The organism is Pseudomonas sp., assembly GCF_035512415.1.
Classification (GTDB): domain Bacteria; phylum Pseudomonadota; class Gammaproteobacteria; order Pseudomonadales; family Pseudomonadaceae; genus Aquipseudomonas.
In genome coordinates this window covers 13,867-33,280 of record NZ_DATKDZ010000024.1, presented here as the reverse complement: position 1 = coordinate 33,280, position 19,414 = coordinate 13,867, and the positions used below count along the sequence as shown (strand labels likewise).

General features: G+C 61.0%; 18 protein-coding genes. 11 read left to right on the top strand and 7 right to left on the bottom strand.

The genetic code is table 11. The features are described 5' to 3' along the window. Positions 1-1,852 (top strand): type I secretion C-terminal target domain-containing protein (locus tag VMP31_RS11845; protein ID WP_325507318.1); only part of this gene is annotated, 1,852 nt, incomplete at its 5' end. Positions 1,853-1,945: 93 nt separating this feature from the next. On the opposite strand, the gene VMP31_RS11840 is transcribed toward VMP31_RS11845, so the two are convergent. Further along, a complete protein-coding gene (locus tag VMP31_RS11840) occupies positions 1,946-2,830 on the bottom strand; it encodes a DUF6685 family protein (protein ID WP_325507316.1) in 885 nt (294 codons plus the stop codon). Between the two features lie 224 nt (positions 2,831-3,054). On the opposite strand from VMP31_RS11840, the gene VMP31_RS11835 reads away from it, so the two are divergent. Together VMP31_RS11835 and VMP31_RS11830 are read left to right on the top strand one after the other, a co-directional pair. Beyond that, the gene (locus VMP31_RS11835) at positions 3,055-3,276 is read left to right on the top strand and encodes a DUF2835 domain-containing protein (protein ID WP_325507314.1); all 222 of its coding nucleotides are present in this window, start codon (positions 3,055-3,057) and stop codon (positions 3,274-3,276) included. 80 nt (positions 3,277-3,356) lie between these two features. After that, positions 3,357-4,391, top strand: a complete 1,035-nt coding sequence (locus tag VMP31_RS11830; RefSeq protein WP_325507312.1) for a quinone-dependent dihydroorotate dehydrogenase — start codon at positions 3,357-3,359, stop codon at positions 4,389-4,391. Positions 4,392-4,633: 242 nt separating this feature from the next. Here the strand turns inward: VMP31_RS11830 and rmf are convergent, their stop codons facing one another. Next, positions 4,634-4,849 (bottom strand): ribosome modulation factor, encoded by a 216-nt coding sequence (gene rmf / locus VMP31_RS11825; protein ID WP_233685155.1) that lies wholly within the window; start codon positions 4,847-4,849, stop codon positions 4,634-4,636. Positions 4,850-5,276: 427 nt separating this feature from the next. On the opposite strand from rmf, the gene rlmKL reads away from it, so the two are divergent. After that, a complete protein-coding gene (gene rlmKL / locus VMP31_RS11820) occupies positions 5,277-7,550 on the top strand; it encodes a bifunctional 23S rRNA (guanine(2069)-N(7))-methyltransferase RlmK/23S rRNA (guanine(2445)-N(2))-methyltransferase RlmL (protein WP_325507310.1) in 2,274 nt (757 codons plus the stop codon). A 117-nt stretch (positions 7,551-7,667) separates the two neighbouring features. On the opposite strand, the gene mnmC is transcribed toward rlmKL, so the two are convergent. Continuing rightward, complete coding sequence (gene mnmC / locus VMP31_RS11815) at positions 7,668-9,647, bottom strand: bifunctional tRNA (5-methylaminomethyl-2-thiouridine)(34)-methyltransferase MnmD/FAD-dependent 5-carboxymethylaminomethyl-2-thiouridine(34) oxidoreductase MnmC (RefSeq protein ID WP_325507308.1); 1,980 nt, start codon at positions 9,645-9,647, stop codon at positions 7,668-7,670. A 108-nt stretch (positions 9,648-9,755) separates the two neighbouring features. Here mnmC and pap point away from each other — a divergent pair, with 108 nt between their 5' ends. Then, positions 9,756-11,243 (top strand): polyphosphate:AMP phosphotransferase, encoded by a 1,488-nt coding sequence (gene pap, locus VMP31_RS11810; protein ID WP_325507306.1) that lies wholly within the window; start codon positions 9,756-9,758, stop codon positions 11,241-11,243. 157 nt (positions 11,244-11,400) lie between these two features. After that, positions 11,401-12,585, top strand: a complete 1,185-nt coding sequence (locus VMP31_RS11805; RefSeq protein ID WP_325507304.1) for a thiolase family protein — start codon at positions 11,401-11,403, stop codon at positions 12,583-12,585. A gap of 86 nt (positions 12,586-12,671) precedes the next feature. Here the strand turns inward: VMP31_RS11805 and VMP31_RS11800 are convergent, their stop codons facing one another. From VMP31_RS11800 to VMP31_RS11790, 3 genes are all read right to left on the bottom strand, one after another. Beyond that, positions 12,672-12,884 carry a DUF6316 family protein gene (locus VMP31_RS11800; protein WP_325507303.1) on the bottom strand — a complete coding sequence of 71 codons (213 nt, stop codon included), beginning with the start codon at positions 12,882-12,884 and terminating at the stop codon, positions 12,672-12,674. A 273-nt stretch (positions 12,885-13,157) separates the two neighbouring features. Next, on the bottom strand, positions 13,158-13,946 hold the full coding sequence (locus tag VMP31_RS11795) for a hypothetical protein (protein WP_325507301.1): 789 nt from the start codon (positions 13,944-13,946) through the stop codon (positions 13,158-13,160). Between the two features lie 69 nt (positions 13,947-14,015). Next, positions 14,016-14,987 (bottom strand): alpha/beta hydrolase, encoded by a 972-nt coding sequence (locus tag VMP31_RS11790; RefSeq protein ID WP_325507299.1) that lies wholly within the window; start codon positions 14,985-14,987, stop codon positions 14,016-14,018. A 161-nt stretch (positions 14,988-15,148) separates the two neighbouring features. Here VMP31_RS11790 and aroC point away from each other — a divergent pair, with 161 nt between their 5' ends. The 5 genes from aroC (at position 15,149) to VMP31_RS11765 (ending at position 18,909) form a co-directional block, all read left to right on the top strand. Then, positions 15,149-16,240 (top strand): chorismate synthase, encoded by a 1,092-nt coding sequence (gene aroC / locus VMP31_RS11785; RefSeq protein ID WP_325507297.1) that lies wholly within the window; start codon positions 15,149-15,151, stop codon positions 16,238-16,240. A gap of 58 nt (positions 16,241-16,298) precedes the next feature. Further along, a complete protein-coding gene (locus VMP31_RS11780; RefSeq protein WP_325507320.1) occupies positions 16,299-17,450 on the top strand; it encodes an MFS transporter in 1,152 nt (383 codons plus the stop codon). 51 nt (positions 17,451-17,501) lie between these two features. Then, on the top strand, positions 17,502-18,071 hold the full coding sequence (locus tag VMP31_RS11775; RefSeq protein WP_325507295.1) for an acireductone dioxygenase: 570 nt from the start codon (positions 17,502-17,504) through the stop codon (positions 18,069-18,071). Between the two features lie 78 nt (positions 18,072-18,149). Then, positions 18,150-18,341 (top strand): PLDc N-terminal domain-containing protein, encoded by a 192-nt coding sequence (locus VMP31_RS11770; RefSeq protein ID WP_325507293.1) that lies wholly within the window; start codon positions 18,150-18,152, stop codon positions 18,339-18,341. Positions 18,342-18,372: 31 nt separating this feature from the next. After that, positions 18,373-18,909: a histidine phosphatase family protein gene (locus tag VMP31_RS11765; protein WP_325507291.1), complete on the top strand. Its 537-nt coding sequence runs from the start codon at positions 18,373-18,375 to the stop codon at positions 18,907-18,909. Between the two features lie 3 nt (positions 18,910-18,912). On the opposite strand, the gene VMP31_RS11760 is transcribed toward VMP31_RS11765, so the two are convergent. After that, positions 18,913-19,410 (bottom strand): methylated-DNA--[protein]-cysteine S-methyltransferase, encoded by a 498-nt coding sequence (locus VMP31_RS11760; RefSeq protein ID WP_325507289.1) that lies wholly within the window; start codon positions 19,408-19,410, stop codon positions 18,913-18,915. Between the last annotated feature and the right edge of the window lie 4 nt (positions 19,411-19,414).

Sequence of the window (19,414 nt, the reverse complement as noted above, 5' to 3'; positions counted from 1 at the left end):
GACCATCAACCTGTCGGACGTCACGCTGGTGGCGGACAACGACAGTGTGACAGTGGATGAAGCGGCGCTGGCCAGTGGCAGTAATTCTGGAAGTGATAACGAGACGGCTGGTGGTGCTTTGAGTGTTACCGGAGCGACGGGTTATGCCTTTAAGGCGGGCACCGATGGTACTGGTACCTACGGCACGCTGACGCTGAACGCCAACGGGACTTACAGCTACACGCTGGCCACGGCGATGGACTCTGGTGCGGTGGCCGGTGCCAATACGGTTAATGGCGTGGAGACCTTCGAGTACACAGCGACGGACGCCAATGGCAACAGCGTCAACGGCACCATCACGGTCAACATCATTGATGATGTGCCGACCCTTGGGTCTTTCACCGGTGCCACTATTCCCAATGAAATTGGAACTGTTAATGGCTTTTTTGAGGTCGTCCCAGGCGCAGATGGTTTGGCAGGCTTCCAAATCACAGGGCCGGCTATCACAGGGTTGACATATACAACAGAAAATAACTTTAACGGTGATGAGTTTGTTAACACAACGTTGATAGCAAAGTCTGCTGCTAATGAGACGGTATTTGAATTAACGGTCAATGCCGATGGCACTTATAACTTTGAACTGATTAAGCCGGACGCTTCAGTCAGTGAGACATTCTCGTTAACAAATCTGGAGGCAGGGGGGCCGATAGGGTGGCGTGAAACCCCAGATGGGCGTATTGAATTTACTGGAATTGGCGGTGGCGTGAACTCTTCTACTCCGGGTTTCGGTATTTCTAACCAGTTTGTTGGGAATGGTGAGGGCTTCATCATGGAGTTCCATAATCCCGGTACTTCGGGGGATGATGATCCTGGCACAAATCCTCAATTTGTCGAGAAGGTTGAGCTGGTTAACAATAATATAAATGGTTCATTAACCATTCGCTGGACTGCGACCAATACTGAGACTGGTGCAACGCAGGTAGGTGTAATCGCTATTGTTGGTGCTGTCACTGTTATTGATCCTACCATCACCTTTAATGTGTTGAAAATTGAAGGGATTGAGGGAGAGGGGCAGGGAGTGCGTTTTGCCTCGACGACTATATACACCACCGTGCTGCCAGAAGATAAAGATTTGTCATTCGGCATTGTCGCTCAGGATGGCGACGGTGACTTGAGCGGAATTTCGACTCTAAATGTGCACGTTGTAGCCGGCAGTGGGACTGCCTTTACCCTTACTGGCACCGCTGGCGATGATGTTATCGCAGCCAGCAGCCTTGCTGATGTGATTCATGGCGGTACTGGTTTCGATATCGTGGATTATCGTGATGATACCTTGGGTGTTACAGTAAACCTGAATACAGGTGTTGGCTCGGGAGGTACTGCCGCTGGAGATAGCTATGCCTCGATTGAGGGGGTATTGGGTGGTTCTGGTAACGACACCTTGATAGGTCATAGTGTTAATGCCAATTATCTGGATGGCGGTGCGGGGGACGACACTCTGATTGGCGGAGGTGGTGACGACATACTGATCGGCGGCCTGGGTAACGATACGCTGACCGGTGGTGGTGGCGCGGATACCTTTGTCTTCGCCGAAATGGGACTTGCGCATACCGATGTGATTACCGGCTACAACTTCGATGAGGGGGATAAAATAGATCTGGGTGCGCTGCTGGATGCCAACTTCGGTGTTGCCAGCAATGTAACCGATTTTGTACATATCACCGCTGTCGGTCCAGACGCCAAGCTGGAAGTGGATGTTGACGGTCTAAATGGCGACTTTGTTGAAGTGGCGACACTGAGCAATATCGGTGTAGGAGACAAGGTGATGCTACTGATTGGAGGGCAGGAGCAAGAATACACTGTCCCCGTCTGACGCAAGGCCTGTTCTGAGCCCGCCCTCTTGAGTGAGGGCGGGCTTTTTATGGCAACTCTAGGCGCGGAAGTCTGTAGCGGGTGTTTTTGATTATCAGCGGTGCTGCGTCAGCTGCTGCAAATACCCCACCACATCCGGTGCGCCGGCCAGGCGCAGGCCTTCGCCCAGTGCGGTGGCTTCGGCAGAGTATTTGGGCAGCAGCAGGATTTCCGGGTCGCCTGGGCTGCGTAGCAGCGACAGGCGCGCATAGGGGAGGCCGCTATCGAGCAGTAGCCCCATAAAAGCCGGGTCGCTCCAGGCGGCTGCCGGCATGGCCAGGGCGTGATACTGCTGTTGTAACTCGCTCAGTCCCTGGGCACTCAAGCGATAGTGGCTGAGGTCCGCGGGCAGGTTGATTTCCAGTTCACGGCGGCGGGCATAGGCAATTGCACAGGCAAAAGCCTGAGGGTGATGCTCGCCGGCCCAGAACACCCGCTCGCCATGCCAGCTGGCCTGTCGCAGGCTGATGGGGTCGCCGGCCAGAAAGCGCGGCAGAGCCAGGCTGATGGTTTTGACAAAGTCCTTGTAGCTGATGATGCGCACCTGGCGGCATGCCGGGCTGGCGGCATAGTCCTCGAAGCTGGCGAAGGCGGCTTGGCCGGCTTTGCACCCGGAAAGACCGTCGACCATGCGTAGGTCGAATGAGCTCAGCTGGCGTTCTTCTAGTTCGATGATGCGAACCAAGGCAGCGTGGGCCTGGGCTTTGTCTTCTTGCACGGGGCCGGAAAGTGCGCCACGTGGCAGGTCAATCAAACGATGCAGTTGTGGCCCGTCCTGCCAGCAGATGCTGTTACGGATTGTGGGCAGGGGATCGAATGGCAGGCGCAACTGGCTAGCGCGCTCAAGTATTTGGCGAGGCGCGCGGCCGATAAGGCCCAGGCGTTGGGCCAGGGCTCCAAGGCGTGAGCTGAGGGTAGGGGGCTGCTCAGACAAACTCATGGCCAGGTGGGAACTCCATAGTCAGCAGTGCCAGTTTGGCAGAGGCGCAAGGCCACTGCACAGGCTTTATCGACTGATTTGGCGGGTTTTTATGGCCTGCCATCCCTGGCGGCCACCCTGCGGGCCGTCGCTGCGCGACGTTAAAAATGGCTCCCGGCCATTTTTTCACGGGCTTGTGCTTTGCCTGTGGCAATATTGCTGCATTCATTTGCGTGGGTGCCTCCATGCCCAGTCTGGTGCTGGATATTGCGCTGTCCGCCGAGCGCTTGCGTGCGGTCTATCAGGGCCATGCTAATCGCGTATTGCTGCGCAGCCGTGACGGCCGCCGGGTGAGCGTACCGGCTCATCATTTTCGGCAGTTTCTGACTCACGAAGGGGTCTATGGTTCCTTCGAGCTCGAGTTTAGTGCAGGCGGCGAACTGCTGAGCCTGCGCCGTTTGAGCTGAAGCAGCCTTGCACCTCGCCTATGAGGTGGCCAGGCGGCTATAATTGCGGCCTTTGTCACTCTATCGAGCTAAGCCTGCCCATGTATACCCTGGCCCGCGAGCTGCTGTTCAAACTGTCCCCGGAATCCTCCCATGAACTGTCCGTCGATCTGATCGGGGCCGGTGGCCGCCTGGGGCTCAATGGCTTGTTGACCAAGAGCCCGGCAGCTTTGCCAGTTCAGGTAATGGGGCTGGACTTTGCCAACCCGGTCGGCCTGGCTGCCGGCCTGGACAAGAACGGTGATGCCATCGACGGCTTTGCCCAGCTCGGCTTCGGCTTTATCGAGATCGGCACCGTCACGCCGCGCCCACAGCCGGGTAACCCCAAGCCGCGCCTGTTCCGCTTGCCCGAGGCCGAGGCAATCATCAATCGCATGGGCTTCAACAATCACGGCGTCGATCATCTGTTGGCGCGGGTGCGGGCGGCCAAATACAAGGGCGTGCTGGGCATCAATATCGGCAAGAACTTCGACACCCCGGTTGAACGCGCGGTGGACGATTACCTGCTATGTCTGGACAAGGTCTATAACCACGCCAGCTATGTCACGGTGAACGTCAGCTCGCCGAATACCCCGGGGTTGCGCAGCTTGCAGTTTGGCGATTCGCTCAAGCAGTTGCTCGAAGCCCTGCGTCAGCGCCAGGAAGATCTGGCCGCGCAGTACGGTAAGCGTGTGCCGCTGGCGATCAAGATCGCGCCGGACATGAGCGATGAAGAAACCGTGGAAGTTGCCAATGCGCTGATTGAAGCCGGTATGGATGCGGTGATTGCCACCAACACCACCCTGGGCCGCGAAGGCGTGCATGGTCTGGAGTGTGCTGATGAGGCGGGCGGGTTGTCTGGTGCACCGGTGCGGGACAAGAGCACCCATATCGTCAAGGTGCTGGTGGGCGAGTTGAAGGGGCGTCTGCCGATTATTGCAGTGGGCGGCATTACCGAAGGCAAGCATGCGGCTGAGAAGATCGCCGCCGGTGCCAGCCTGGTGCAGATTTATTCTGGTTTTATCTACAAGGGCCCGGCATTGATTCGCGAGGCGGTTGATGCGATTGCCGCGCTGCCGCAAAAGCCTCAGGCCTAAAGCCGGGAGGCAATAAAAAATGGCCTGGAGCCATTTTTAACGGCGCACAGCGATGGCCCAAAGGCTGCCATGGATGGTAGGCAATAAAAAATTACCGGGAGGAATTTTTAACGTCGCGCAGCGACGGCCCGAAGGGTTGCCGCCATGGATGGCAGGCAATAAAAAGGGCTCCCTAAGGGAGCCCCTGGGCTTACGCCCGCCGCTCGGATGGAGCGTGCATGGAAGTCGGTAGGGTTCCTTTGTCAGCCGACAGCGTGAAGTTCGTTGAGTCGATGGATGCCGGCAGTGCCGGTCATGCCGTCCCAGTTATCACCGCGTCCTTCGCGCCAGCCGTTCAACCAGGCTTGGCGTACGGACGGAAGGGTGAATGGACAAAGCTCGCGGGATTTACCATTGATCCCATATTGATAGCCGCGCAAAAAGGCTCTTTCTAACGGATCACGCTTAAGTCTTCTCATAGGGTGAAGCCCTCAATGTTGACTGTTATGTCCTTTAGACCTTGTAGCAAGGTCAGGCAGAGAAAGTTCTGCCTACGGAGTCCGCTGCCGGCGTCGCGAGCCTCCTTGCCATCACCGTTGCAGCGATGGCCTAGGTAGATTTCTAACGAATGCGCCGGGGCCTGTGAATGATCGTTTCGTCATAAGGGCGTAACATTTTTGCGGGTCAGGCCATAAGGCGTTGCGGCCGGATGCCGGTTTTTCACCCCGAGGCCTGTGCTGTGGGCGTATGCGGGGGCGGTGCTGGTATTTTGCTATCGCGAATGAATTGCGATTGCGACTGTTGTTTATTCCGACGAAGGGTCGCACTGCGACGCTTTGTCACTTATTTTGGGCGTGCTGATTTCGCTGCACGCCGTTTATTGCCTTAGGCACACTGGAAGCTCCCATGTCGGATCGTTACGAACTCTTTCTCACCTGTCCCAAAGGCCTCGAAGGCCTGCTGCTCGAAGAAGCCAGCAGCCTCGGCCTTGAAGACGCACGTGAGCACACCTCGGCCATCCGTGGCATGGCCGACATGGAAACCGCCTATCGCCTGTGCCTGTGGTCGCGCTTGGCCAACCGCGTGCTGTTGGTGCTCAAGCGCTACAGCGTGCAGGACGCCCAGAGCCTTTACGAGGGTGTGCTGGAAGTCGACTGGTTCGAGCACCTGGAATCCACCGGCAGCCTGGCCGTGGAATTTAGCGGTAATGGCTCGGGCATCGACAACACCCATTTCGGCGCGTTGAAGGTCAAGGACGGCATCGTCGACAAGCTGCGCCTGAAAGACGGTACGCGGCCATCGGTGGACAAGCTCAACCCGGACCTGCGCGTGCACCTGCGTCTGGATCGCGGCGAGGCGATTCTCTCCCTCGATTTGTCCGGCCATAGCCTGCACCAGCGCGGTTATCGCCTGCAGCAGGGCGCTGCACCACTGAAGGAAAACCTTGCCGCTGCCGTATTGATTCGTGCCGGCTGGCCGCGTATTGCCGCTGAAGGCGGTGCGCTGGCTGACCCGATGTGCGGCGTCGGCACCTTCCTGGTCGAGGCGGCGATGATCGCCGCCGACATCGCGCCGAATATGACCCGTGAGCAATGGGGCTTCAGCAAGTGGCTGGGCCACGTGCCGGCCTTGTGGAAGAAAGTGCATGCCGAGGCTGAGCAGCGTGCAGCTGTAGGCATGGCCAAGCCACCGCTGTGGATTCGCGGCTATGAAGCCGACCCACGGTTGATTCAGCCAGCACGCAATAACATCGAACGCGCGGGCATGAGTGATTGGATCAAGGTCTATCAGGGCGAAGTGGCGACTTTCGAGCCGCGTCCGGACCAGAACCAGAAAGGCCTGGTGATCTGTAACCCACCCTACGGCGAGCGCCTGGGTGATGAAGCCAGTTTGCTTTACCTCTACCAGAATCTCGGCGAGCGCCTGCGTCAGGCCTGCATGGGCTGGGAAGCGGCGGTGTTTACCGGCGCGCCGGATCTGGGCAAGCGCATGGGTATTCGCAGCCACAAGCAGTACGCCTTCTGGAACGGCGCGCTGCCGTGCAAGCTGCTGCTGATCAAGGTGCAGCCCGAGCAGTTCGTTACCGGCGAGCGCCGTACCCCCGAGCAGCGTGAACGCGAGCGTGAACAGGCCGAGGCGGACAAATCCCCGCTGGAGCCGCAAGAGCGCCAGTACAACAAGAACGGCAACCCGATCAAACCGACTCCGGCACCTGCTCCGGTGGTCGAACTGGCGCGCTTGAGCGAAGGCGGGCAGATGTTTGCCAATCGCCTGCAAAAGAACCTTAAGCAGCTGGGTAAGTGGGCGCGCAAGGAAGGCGTTGAGTGCTACCGCTTGTATGACGCCGATATGCCGGAATATTCCATGGCGGTGGATTTGTATGGTGATTGGGTGCATGTGCAGGAATATGCCGCACCCAAGTCAATTGATCCTGAGAAAGCCAAAGCCCGCATGTTTGACGCCATCGCGGCGCTGCCGCAAGCGCTGGGCGTTGACCAGAGCAAAGTGGTGATCAAGCGCCGTGAGCGTCAGAGCGGTACCAAGCAGTACCAGCGGCAGGCGACTCAGGGGCAGTTTATGGAGGTCAGCGAGGGCGGCGTGAAGCTGCTGGTTAACCTCACCGATTACCTGGACACCGGGTTGTTCCTTGACCACCGCCCGCTGCGCCTGCGCATCCAGAAAGAGGCCGCCGGCAAGCGCTTCCTCAACCTGTTCTGCTACACAGCCACGGCGACCGTGCATGCGGCCAAGGGCGGCGCGCGCACCACCACCAGCGTCGATCTGTCGAAAACCTACCTGGACTGGGCGCGACGCAACCTGTCGCTCAACGGTTACTCGGATAAGAACAAGCTGGAGCAGGCCGATGTGATGACCTGGCTGGCCGAGGATCGTGGCGAGTACGAGCTGATTTTTATCGATCCGCCGACCTTCTCCAACTCCAAGCGCATGGAAGGCATATTCGACATCCAGCGTGACCACGTGCAGATGCTCGATCTGGCCATGGCGCGTCTGGCACCGGGCGGCGTGCTGTATTTCTCCAACAACTTCCGCAAGTTTGTGCTCGATGAGAGCCTGGCGGCGCGTTATCAGGTTGAAGAAATCAGCGAATCAACCCTGGATCCGGACTTCGCGCGCAACCAGAAAATCCACCGCGCCTGGCGGATCAGCCTGCGCGGCTGATGCATTGTTGGCGTAGGGCGGACATGCCGAAGGCTTGTCCGCCGAGGCTCCGCGTAGCCCCTGGTGGACAAGGCTGCGCCATGTCGCACCCTACGTTTCGGACAGCCGGACTCCGGCTCAGTTTTTGTTGCGGATCAGCGCGCGCAGTGCGAAGCGATTCGGATGGCAGGCCTGCGCCACATCGGCAGGCACTGGCAAGGGTTCATCGTTCAGCCAGGCGGCGATCAGCTCGCCGGACAGCGGCGCGGTGATCAGCCCGCGTGAGCCGTGCCCGCTGTTGATATATAGGCCGTCGAGCCACGGGCAGGGCGTTTCCGGTACCTGGCGGGCATCCTTGCTTAGCACCGCATAGGCCTCGGCAAAAGCGTCTGTGTCGGCTAGCGGGCCGACAATCGGCAGGTAGTCCGGGCTGGTGCAGCGAAACGCGGCGCGCCCCTGCAGTTGCTCGGGGTCAAGTGCTGCTGCGTTGAGCGCGACGGAAAGCTCAGGCGATATCTCTTCCAGTAGCTGCAGATTGCTTGCGTGATCGGCGCTGTTCAGCGCCAGATCGTCACTGTTGAAATCAAAACTCGCACCCAAGGTATGTTCATCCAGGCGTACCGGGGCGACATAACCTTCGGCGCACACCACCGTGCTTAACGCGCGGCTGGCGGCGGTGGCCGGCAGGCGACTGATCTGTCCGCGGATGCGTTTCAGCGGCAGGCCTGCACTCTGGCTGAAACCCTTGATCTCGGCGGCGCTGGCCAATACCACCACACTGGCGCTGGCCAGCAGCTGCTCACCATTCCAGGCCTGCCAGCTATCACCGCCGCGGCGCAGCTCCAGCGCCTCCTGATGCAGTTGCAGCTTGATATTCGGCTGCTGGCTAAGCAGTGCACAGAGCGCAGGCGGATGCACCCAGCCGGCCTCGGGATAGAACAGGCCGCCCGCTGGTAAGGGGATGCCGGCTTTATCCTCGGCAGAGGTTTTATCCAATGCGGTTAATAGATCGGCAGGGAAGGCAGCTGCAATCTGCGCCTGGCGTTGCGCCTCTTTGTCGTCGAAGGCCAGTTGCAGCACGCCACAGTTATCCCAGTCCTGGCCTTTGTGCAGACGCTTCAGCAGCCGGCGGGTATGGCCGTAGCCGCTGACGATCAGGCGGGATAGCGTGGTGTGATGGGCCGAAAGTTTGAGGTAAAGCACGCCTTGCGGGTTACCCGAGGCTTCCTGGGCGATGGCGGCATGCCGCTCCAATAGAATGACCTGCCAACCGCGCTGGGCCAGGCTGGCGGCAGTGGCGCAGCCGGCCAGGCCTGCGCCAATCACCAATGCGCTGCGGGTGCCAACAGGCTGCGGCGGGCGAGCAAACCAGGGCTTCTCAGTCGCCTCAGCTGTACCGATAAAGCCGCCTTTAAGCACTTCCCATTTCTTGCCCAGGCCCGGCACGCGCTTCATCTTGAAACCGGCATCGTTCAGCCGACGGCGCACATAGCCGGTGCTGGTAAAGGTGCCCAGAGTGGTGCTGGCGTGGGAGAGTCTCGCAAGCTCGGCAAATAGCTCCGGCGTCCACATATCCGGGTTTTTTGCCGGGGCGAAACCATCGAGAAACCAGGCGTCGACCTTGGCGTCCAGTTGGCCGAGCAACTCCAGGGCATCGCCGATCAGCAGAGTCAGAACGATACGTCCGCCAGCAAAGACCAGGCGCTGAAAGCCTGGGTGCAGCGCCACATATTGCGCCAGCAACTGCTCGGCGTAGGGCGCAAGTTCTGGCCACAGCGCCAGCGCGCGTTGCAGGTCGGTCTTGTTCAGCGGGTATTTTTCCACGCTAACAAAATGCAGGCGCACGCCCGTTACAGCCTGTTGTTCGAACAGCTGCCAGGCGCAGAGGAAATTCAGCCCGGTGCCGAAGCCGGTTTCACCAATGACCAACTGCTGATCGGCCGTCAGTGCGGCGAAGCGCTCCGGCAACTGGTTGTTGGCGAGAAACACATAGCGGGTTTCGGCCAGAGCGTTCTCGTTGGAAAAGTACACATCGGCGAACTGGGCGGAGAGGGGTTGGCCCTGCTCATCCCAGTCAAGGTGTGCCTGTTGGCAGGCGGGGGTAGAGGTGTCGGACATGCTCGGTACCAGGTGGCGCAGGCGCGCATTCTAGCCGATTGCCAGGTGAATCCGGACAAAGCGGGGGGCGATCCGCTAGGCTCAACTCATCATGTCAGGGAGTTGGCTATGTTTGAGTCTGCCGAGATTGGTCACAGTATTGATAAAGAAACCTTCGAGGCCGAGTTGCCGGCGCTGCGCGAGGCCTTGCTGGAAGCGCAATACGAGTTGCAGCAGCAGGGGCGTTTTGCCGTAATCATCCTGATCAATGGCGTTGAGGGCGCGGGCAAGGGCGAGACGGTCAAGCTGCTCAACGAGTGGATGGATGCGCGGCTGATTCAGGTCAGCACCTTCGATCAGCAGACCGATGAGGAGCTGGCGCGACCACCGGCCTGGCGCTACTGGCGGCAGTTGCCACCCAAGGGGCGGATCGGCATCTTCTTCGGCAACTGGTACAGCCAGATGCTCCAGGGGCGAGTGCACGGGCGGATCAAGAATGCGGTGCTGGATCAGGCCATCGACAGCACCCTGGGCCTGGAACGCATGCTCTGCGATGAAGGCACGCTGATCTTCAAGTTCTGGTTCCACCTCTCCAAGTCGCGCATGAAAGCGCGGCTCAAAACCCTGAAAGACGACCCGCTGCACAGCTGGCGGCTGAGCCCGCTGGACTGGCAGCAATCAAAGACCTACGACAAATACGTCAAGGTCGGCGAGCGCGTTCTGCGTCGCAGCAGCCGCGACTATGCGCCCTGGTATGTGGTGGAGGGTGTGGATGAGTATTACCGCAGCCTGACGGTCGGGCGCATTCTGCTCGATGGCCTGCAGGCCGCGCTCAAGGTCGAGACCAGGCCACTGCCGCAACCCCATGCGGCACCGCTGACTTCCAGCCTGGACAACCGTGGTCTGCTCGACAGCCTGGATATGAGCCAGGCCCTGGCCAAGGATGACTACGAGGAACAGCTGGTTGTCGAGCAGGCACGCCTGTCCGGGTTGATGCGCGACAAGCGCATGCGCAAGCACTCGCTGGTGGCGGTATTCGAAGGCAATGATGCGGCCGGTAAGGGCGGGGCGATTCGCCGCGTGATCGGCGCGCTCGACCCACGTCAGTACCGTATCGTGCCGGTGGCCGCGCCCACCGAGGAGGAGCGCGCGCAGCCCTATCTGTGGCGCTTCTGGCGGCATGTCCCAGTGCGCGGCAAGTTCACTCTATTCGACCGCTCCTGGTATGGCCGGGTGCTGGTGGAGCGGGTCGAGGGTTTCTGTAGCCCGGCCGACTGGCTGCGTGCCTACAGCGAGATCAACGATTTCGAGGAGCAGCTGAGCGAGGCCGGCGTGGTACTGGTGAAGTTCTGGCTGTCGATCGATGAGGATACTCAGCTTGAGCGTTTCAAGGCCCGCGAGCAGATCCCCTTCAAGCGCTTCAAGATCACCGAAGAAGATTGGCGCAACCGCGACAAGTGGCCGCTGTACCGCGACGCGGTCGGCGATATGGTCGACCGCACCAGTACCGAGATCGCGCCCTGGACCCTGGTGGAGGCCAACGACAAGCGCTTTGCCCGAATCAAGGTGCTGCGTACCATCAATCAGGCGCTGGAGGCGGCGTTCGAGAAGGGCTAGCGTTTTGTATATAGGAGCGGCGGGGCCGCTCTTACGTAATACCTGAAACCGCGGTTAACGATGGTTGCGCATATGTCTGCTGAATGATCGTCGCGGGCTTGGATTGTTCGGTTTTATTCTCGCCCTAATTCAAACCCCAACAACAATGAGGTGCGGCATGCGTGAAGTGGTGATAGTGGACAGCGTGCGGACTGGTCTGGCCAAGTCCTTCCGTGGCAAGTTCAACCAGACCCGTCCGGACGACATGGCGGCCCATTGCGTCAATGCGCTGCTGGCCCGCACGGGTATCGACCCGGCGCTGGTGGACGATTGCATCGTCGGTGCCGGCTCCAACGAAGGCGCTCAGGGCATGAATATCGGCCGCAACGTGGCGGTGCTGTCCGGTCTGGGCACCAACGTGGCGGGCATGACCCTCAATCGTTTCTGCTCCTCGGGCCTGCAGGCCATCGCCATCGCCGCCAACCAAGTCGCCTCGGGTTGTAGCGATATCATCGTCGCCGGTGGCGTCGAGTCGATCACCATGACGATGAAGAGCATGAACACCGACAACCTGTTCAACCCCATCCTGCAAAAGGATGTGCCGGGTATCTACTACCCCATGGGCCAGACTGCCGAGATCGTCGCACGGCGCTATAACGTCAGCCGCGAAGCCCAGGACGCTTATGCCCTGCAGAGCCAGCAGCGCACCGCCAGGGCCCAGGCCGAGGGCCTGTTCGACGACGAAATCGTACCGATGAACGTCAAGTATCTGGTTGAGGACAAGGCCACTGGCGAGAAGAAGATTGTCGAGGGTGTGGTCGATCGGGATGACTGCAACCGTGCCGACACCACCCTCGAAAGCCTGGCCGCGCTCAAGCCGGTATTCGCCGACGACGGTTCGGTCACCGCCGGCAACGCCTCGCAGCTGTCCGATGGTGCGTCCATGACCCTGGTCATGAGCCTGGAGAAAGCCATCGAGCTGGGCCTCAAGCCGATAGCCTTCTTCCGCGGCTTTACCGTCGCCGGTTGCGAGCCGGACGAGATGGGCATCGGCCCGGTGTTCTCGGTGCCTAAGCTGCTCAAGGCCCGGGGCCTGAGCGTGGCCGATATCGACCTGTGGGAGCTCAACGAAGCCTTCGCCTCGCAGTGCCTGTATGCCCGCGACCGCCTGGAAATCGACAACGCCAAATACAACGTCAATGGCGGCTCGATCTCCATCGGCCACCCGTTCGGCATGACCGGCTCGCGTCAGGTCGGCCATCTGGTGCGTGAGTTGCAGCGGCGCAACCTGCGTTACGGCATCGTCACCATGTGCGTGGGTGGTGGCATGGGCGCAACTGGCCTGTTCGAAGCGGTGCGCTAAAGACGCGGGCAGTGGCCCGACTTTTACTTGAGCAAGCAAAAACCCCGGTGCAGTCGAACTGCCCGGGGTTTGCTGGTTATGGGGGGCTAGAAGCGGTTGGATCGCGCGTATAGCGCGCCGGAAACCTGCATGCGATGGATATAGGCATCTATCCCGTGTATCGCATCGATGCGGGTGAAGTAGGGGCCTTCCAGGGTGCCTTCCCGGGTGGAGAAAAAGTATTGGCCATTGACCGCACTGACCCGCTCGCTGCGGTAATGCGTGCCAGGGCTGGGATCCACATTGCGCTGACCAAACATGCTTACTCCTCCCACGTTAGTAGTCATTGACTTGAGTCTAATCTGCACGTGGCCTGATACGTGATTTGGCGACAAATGGTCGGGTTTTGCTGGTTTTTCTCTCGATTTCTTGAATGTTGACGCCATTTTCATGGCGACTGCTGACGACTATCAGCACAGTTCTGCTAACTAGCGGCTTACAACTGCGACGGTAGTGCTGACTGCCCTGGCCCCCTCGCTGATGGCCAGCCTGCGCAGCCGCCGCTCAGCTTTAGCCCAGCGGCTGGGCTTGGATCAGCGGGTGGCGATCCAGATCAGCAAGCCGGCCTGAAACAGGCAGAAGGCGATCAGGCAGGTGATGGTAAAGCGCAGGCTGCCGTCTTCGCGGCGCAAGCGGTCGATGCGCTCATTGAGTTGACGAAGTTTGACGTCCTGTTCGCGCAGGCTGTGGTCGGCCTGTTGCAGCATGCCAGCGGCGTCGAGCAGTTCGACGATCTGTACCTTGTCGGCATTCCAGTCGCTGTGCAGCGTGCTGACCCGTGGTGCGCCATAGCGCGCCTTGAGCTGCAGCGGGTCGAGGTATTCGATGACAAAACCCTGGGCCTGCAGGCAGTGGTCGCGGCGCGCCCGGGCTTCTTCGCTAAAGGCGTCCCTGCTGGGCAGGTCGGCACCCTGCACCTGGTAATGGCTGTAATGCCGGCGCGCCCAGGCGATGCCCTGAGCCAGGATAAAGCGGCCCAGGCCGCGGTTTTCCGGCTCCAGCTGCAGGCCATTGTCCGGGGCGAAGCGCAACAGCTTCTGGCTGTGGTCGGCCCAGACCTCCAGCACATTCTGTTCCTTGTGCAGGTGATGCCCAGGCAGCTGCAGGGTCAGGCGCAGCAGGCTTTGTCGCGGGCTCTGGCGTTCGAGGCGGCCCATCTGGATAAAGCGCAGAGGCCGCGGGCCGGTATGGCGGTCGATGGGCAAGGGGGCCAGCCTTAACAGGCTGAACTGTTCCGGGCCGAGCTCGGCCCAGGGATGGGCTTTTTCTGCCTCTGGCGGGGCGGCCTCTGTAGAGGTGGGCTGCGTTTGCTGGTCAGTCATATACGCGGATCCTGTGCGCTATGCCGGTGCTGGCCGCACCTGTTATCCGGCTTATCGGCTGACCTGCGGTTATCTGGAGTCTACGGCTAAGGTGCTGCGCTGGATAAAACCGGCAATCTTTGCACCAAGCACGCCAGCCAAGGGTAGTCGAGGGTTGTTGTAGCTGGCCAGTTGCGCCGGCATGGTCAGTGGCACGATACGCAGAACATGGTTCATGCCGGGCACTATCAGCAGGTCGGCATCCGGCTTGGCGGCGTGTAGGGCCTGGGCATCGGCGACGCTGACCTGGATGTCATGGCTGCCCTGGACAATCAGCGCGGGTATTTTCAGCCTGGCGAAGGCCTCGGCGGGGTGCTGTTTGAACAGCGAAATCAGATAGGGCTGGACGCTGGGTCTGAACAGTACCCGCAGGGCATCGGGCACCTGATTGCTGGTTTGCCCGGCCAATAGGTTGTCGAGCAGCCGGTTGCTCTGCGCCAGCAGGGGCGGCGGCAGGCGATAGGACAGTTGTTCGCGCAGCACCTGGTCAATCGGCCGGGCGCTGCCGGCCAATGTCACCAGAGCGTCGGCCCCCGCCTGTGGCGCGGCCAGGCTGGCGATCAGTGCGCCTTCGCTGTGGCCGATCAGAATCAGCCGGTCGAAGGCCTTGTCGCGCTGGAGCAGGCGGCCCCAGGCCACCGCATCGGCGACGTAGGCGTCTACACTGAGGTCGCGTTCGTTGGGCGTCGCCGCACGGCTGGCGGCCACGCCACGCTTGTCGTAGCGCAGGCTGGCGATGCCGTGTCGGGCCAGGTTCTGGGCCAGCTTCTTGAGGCTGTCGTTATGGCCATCGGCGGGGTTGTTGCCATCCCGGTCGGTCGGCCCGGAGCCGGCGACCAGCAGGGCCACGGCCAGCGGTTCGGTGCTGCGCGGCTGGAGCAGGGTGCCATACAGCGTGCCTTGGGCAGTTTCCAGGCTGAGTGGGCGTTGCTGCAGGGTGTTGGGTGCGGCCTGGGCCAGGCCGGCAAGCAGGGGGAGGGTCACTAAAAGAGCTCGAAACATGGCGGGGCACTGTAAGGGCGGGAGCATTTCGACGTTTTTCCAAGGCTAAGGTTCGAGGATGAACTCAATGGACGCCAAAGGGTATACTCGCCGCCTTATTTAACGAGGCCTGGCGCGTGCATGCAGCAGGCCTGTGATCGATTCTTGCGGAGCCTTTGCACATGTCCGGCAATACCTACGGCAAGCTGTTCACTGTCACCAGCGCGGGCGAAAGCCATGGTCCGGCGTTGGTCGCCATCGTTGACGGATGCCCGCCGGGGCTGGAGCTTTCCCTGGAGGATATGCAGCGCGACCTCGACCGGCGCAAGCCGGGCACGAGTCGCCACACCACCCAGCGTCAGGAAGACGATGTGGTGGAAATCCTCGCCGGGGTATTCGAAGGCAAGACCACCGGTTGCTCGATCGGCCTGCTGATCCGCAATACCGACCAGAAGTCCAAGGACTACTCGGCGATCAAGGACTCCTTCCGCCCGGCTCACGCCGATTACACCTATCACCACAAATACGGCGTGCGTGACTACCGCGGTGGTGGCCGCAGTTCTGCGCGCGAGACCGCCATGCGCGTCGCCGCCGGTGCCATCGCCAAGAAGTACCTGGCCACCCAGGGCATCGTGATTCGCGGCTATATGAGCCAGCTCGGCCCCATCGAGATTCCGTTCAAGAGCTGGGAGTCGGTCGAGCAGAATGCCTTCTTCAGCCCCGACCCGGACAAGGTGCCGGAGCTGGAAGCCTATATGGACCAGCTGCGCCGTGATCAGGATTCGGTCGGGGCGAAGATCACCGTGGTCGCCGAAGGCGTAATGCCAGGCCTGGGCGAGCCGATTTTCGACCGTCTGGACGCCGAACTGGCCCATGCGCTGATGAGCATCAACGCGGTCAAGGGCGTGGAAATCGGCGCAGGTTTTGACAGCGTGGCGCAGCGCGGCACCGAGCACCGTGACGAGATGACCCCGGAGGGTTTCCTCTCGAATAACGCCGGCGGCATTCTTGGCGGCATTTCCAGTGGCCAGCCGATTGTTGCCCACCTGGCGCTCAAACCGACTTCCAGCATCACCACGCCGGGGCGTTCCATCGATGTCGACGGCAATCCGGTGGATATCATCACCAAGGGCCGTCACGACCCTTGTGTGGGCATCCGTGCTACGCCGATTGCCGAGGCAATGATGGCCATCGTGTTGATGGACCACCTGCTGCGTCACCGCGCGCAGAATGCCGATGTGCGGGTCAGCACGCCGGTACTGCCACAGCTGTGATGAGCATTGCTGCGCGGCCAACCGCGTCCCGCAGCAGGGTTCCGGGTTTATGCACAGCATGAGCCCGGCATTGCCTTACTGGCGTCTGTCCGGTTTCTACTTCTTCTATTTCTCCCTGCTCGGTGCCACCGCGCCGTTTCTGGCGCTGTATTTCGACCACCTGGGTTTTTCCGCCGCGCGGATCGGTGAGCTGATCGCCATTCCCATGCTGATGCGCTGCATCGCGCCGAATCTGTGGGGCTGGCTGGGGGATTACAGCGGTCGCCGCCTGGCCATCGTGCGCTTCGGCGCGATCTGCACGCTGCTGTGCTTTGCCGGCATCTTTATCAGCCAGAGCTACGCATGGCTGGCGTTGATCATGGCCTTGCATGCGTTCTTCTGGCACGCGGTGCTGCCGCAGTTCGAGGTGATCACCTTTGCCCACCTCAAGGAACAGGCCACGCGCTACAGCCAGATCCGTCTGTGGGGCAGCATCGGCTTTATCGTCGCGGTGGTGGGCCTGGGCAAGCTGTTCGAGGTGCTCAGCCTGGATGCCTATCCCTGGGCGCTGATCCTGATCATGGGCGGCATCGTGCTGAGCAGCTGGTGGGTGCCCAACGCCCAGCCGCAGATGCGCCCCAACACTCAGGACCAAGGCGGCTTTCTCCAGCAATTGCGGCGGCCGGGGATTCTCGCCTTCTACCTGAGCGTCGGCCTGATGCAGCTCAGCAACGGCCCCTATTACACCTTTCTGACCCTGCATCTGGAGAGCCTCGGCTACTCGCGCGGGTTGATCGGCCAGCTCTGGGCCCTTGGGGTGCTGGCCGAGATCGTGCTGTTTATGCTGATGGCCAGACTGCTCGCCCGCTATTCGCTACGCAGCGTGCTGCTGGCCAGTTTCCTGATTACCGCCGTGCGCTGGTTGCTGCTGGGCAACCTGGCCGATCATCTGCCGGTGTTGCTGTTCGCCCAGCTGATGCACGCCGCGACCTTCGGCAGTTTCCATGCGGCGGCCATTCACTTCGTCCAGCGCAGCTTTGCCGACCGCCAGCAAGGCCAGGGCCAGGCCCTGTATGCCACCCTGGCCGGGGTGGGCGGTGCCCTGGGCGCACTGTATTCCGGCTACAGTTGGAATACCCTGGGGCCAGCCTGGACCTTCGCCATCGCCAGCCTGATCGTGCTGGCAGCAGCCTTGATCACTGTCATCTATATGCGCGAAGAACAGCCCTGAACGCCTTGCCGCGCCCATTGCAGCCCTTATCGAGAGTGCGAGAACCCGACCATGAGCAGCCTGACCGTCTACCACCAGTCCTCACCCGAAGCGCCGAACAAGCTGCTGAACCAGGCCGAAGACATCGCCAGTACCCTGGCCGCGGTCGGTGTGCAGTTCACCCAGCTGCCGGTCGCGGTGCCTGTGCAGGCCGGCAGTGCTGTGGAGGAGGTGATCGCGGCCTGTCGCGGCCAGCTTGACCAACTGATGAGCGAGCAGGGGTTCGCCAGTTTCGATGTGCTCAGCCAGCGTACCGAGCCACGTTATCAGCACGGCCCGCGTACCAGCCTGCCCACGGCGCAGCGCTACGGTGTGGCACATCTGCATTACTGCCTGGCGGGGCGCGGTCTGCTTTGCCTGCATATCGACGACTATGTCTATGCTCTGCTGTGCGAGAAGAACGACCTGGTGCTACTGCCGGCCGCCACCCTGCATTGGTTCGACACCGGCGAGCAGCCGCGGGTTACTCTGTTGCGTCTATTCGACAGCGCTCAGTTGCCGCTCGCCGAACCCGCCGATGATGCGCTGGTCGCAAGCATTGCCGGGCTGGATGACTGCTTAACCGCCGCTACGCCTTACTAGGTGCGCCAGCACGGTCTGACTGAACTCTGAGCGCCAGCGTCTATCCTATCCGCGCACCCCACACTCAGGAGAGTCAACATGGGTTCTACGTTTAACGGTTTACTGGGCTTGATCATTCTGGCCCTGGATATCTGGGCGATTCTCAGCGTCATCAAAAGCAACGCCGAAACAGGCATCAAGGTGTTGTGGATATTGCTGATCGTATTGCTGCCGGTGATTGGCCTGATCATTTGGGCATTGATGGGGCCGCGTGGCACGGTCAAGTTCTAACCATGTGGCGGGTCGGGCCGGCGCGTGGTTTTTGGCGCTGTGCCTGCTGAGCGGCGCGGTCCAGGCCCGCGATGAGCAAGTCTGGACGGCGCTGCGTGAAGGCCGCGCCGTTCTGCTGTTGCGCCATGCCACAGCGCCCGGCACGGGTGATCCGGCGAATTTCCAGCTGGGTGACTGCCGCACCCAGCGCAATCTCAATCAGATCGGCCGTGAGCAGGCGCAGCGCTGGGGTCAGCTGTTGCGCAGCCAGCGTATCGAGCGCCCCCGAATACTCAGCAGTCGCTGGTGTCGGGCTCTGGACACCGCACAGGAGATGGGCCTGGCTGCCGTCGAGCCCTTGCCTGCGCTGGATTCCTTTTTCGTGACACAGGCGCGGGCCGGCGAGCAGACCCGGCAACTGCTCGAAGCGGTCAACCGCCTGGCCCGCGGCGCGCCGCTGGTACTGGTGTCGCACCAGGTCAATATCACCGCCCTGAGCCGAATTTATCCCGCCTCGGGTGAAGGTCTGATCCTCGCTCTACCACTCAGTGCCCCGGCCAGGGTGTTGGCGCGGATTCCTCCCCCCTGACTTTTAGAACCCCAGCAGCTTCTGCTCCGGCAGCTGCGCACCTTCCAGTTTGAGCAACAGGGCCTTGCGCGTCAGGCCGCCGGCATAGCCGGTGAGGCTGCCATCGCGGCCGATGACCCGGTGGCAGGGAATAATGATGGCGATCGGGTTGGCCCCATTGGCTGCGCCGACCGCGCGCACCGCTTTGGGTCGCTCTATCTCGGCGGCCAGGGCGCTGTAGCTGCTGGTCTGGCCGAATGGAATTTGCAGCAGGGCCTGCCACACGGCGTGCTGAAAGGCTGTGCCCTGCGGTGCCAGGGCGAGCTCGAAGCGCTGCCGGCGTCCGGCGAAATACTCATCCAATTGCCTGCACACCTCATCCAGCTCATCGCCAGCACTGCGCCACTGCTCGACGATTAGCCAGGGCTTGTCGTCAATATCCATCAGCACTTGCTGCAGGCCGCAGGTATCGCCGCTTAGCAGCAGGCGGCCGATAGGACTGTCGTGGTAGCGGTAGAACATCGGT